Source organism: Thermobrachium celere DSM 8682, from assembly GCF_000430995.1.
Lineage (GTDB): Bacteria > Bacillota > Clostridia > Clostridiales > Caloramatoraceae > Thermobrachium > Thermobrachium celere.
In genome coordinates this window covers 1-956 of sequence record NZ_HF952009.1, presented here as the reverse complement: position 1 = coordinate 956, position 956 = coordinate 1, and the positions used below count along the sequence as shown (strand labels likewise).

Genomic DNA, 956 nt, shown 5'->3' with positions numbered 1-956 from the left:
AAAAATAGAACATCTGAAGCAATAGAAAAGCTTATAAATCTTTCTCCAAAGATGGCAACAATAATAAAGGATAATATGGAGATTGAGATACCAACAGAGGAAGTTGAAGTTGAGGATGTTGTTTTAGTTCGTCCAGGTGAGAGAATACCTGTCGATGGAGTTGTAATTGAAGGAAAAACCACAGTTGATGAATCAATGCTTACAGGAGAGAGCATACCACAACTTAAGGAAGAAGGTTCTAATGTATTAGAAAATGTTGAACTCCCATTGATATATATGGGTATACCAATAAATGAAGCAAGAAAAAGGGCTACTTCTGCTCTTCAAAAACTTGGATTAGAAAGTCACTTAAAGCACAAACCAACAGAGTTGTCAGGCGGACAGATGCAGAGGGTTGCAATAGCAAGGGCAATAGTAACAAACCCTGAGATTATATTTAGCAGATGGGACGACCTAACGTTGGTCGACCTASKTAGTACTTAAACMAAAMGTAGGTAAGTAGGTTAAGGTTTAAATATTAGTAGGAACGTAACTAAACRAARGACGTAATACCATAGTATTAATAACCCACGATATGAATATAGCTTTAAATGACAAAAAGGATTATAACAGTAAAGGATGGAGAAATAGTATCAGATTCGTATATAGATAAGTTAAAGGAGGTGGGAGCGTGCGAAGACTAATTCTATTTAAAATGGCCTTTTCTTCTATTGCCTCCAATAAAATAAGAACCTTTTTAACAATGCTTGGTATAATAATTGGAATATCATCTGTTATAACCCTTGTAGGTTTAGGTGAGGGAACTAAAAAGAAGGTTCAGGAGCAGATAGAGAGCCTTGGAACAAATTTGATTACAGTAAATATAACGTCAAGAAGAACAAATGGATTAAGCGATGAGGATATTGAACTTATTAAAACAAAACCAGGAATAAAAAATGTCGCTCCACTCCTTAATC

Annotated in this window: 2 protein-coding genes; both read left to right on the top strand. The window is 34.9% G+C overall.

Annotated features, from left to right (window positions below):
- Positions 1–483 (top strand): P-type ATPase actuator domain-containing protein (locus TCEL_RS14165; protein WP_040683683.1); only part of this gene is annotated, 483 nt, incomplete at its 5' end.
- 187 nt (positions 484–670) lie between these two features.
- The coding region (locus TCEL_RS00440; RefSeq protein WP_040683682.1) for an ABC transporter permease at positions 671–956 on the top strand (286 nt) is incomplete at its 3' end.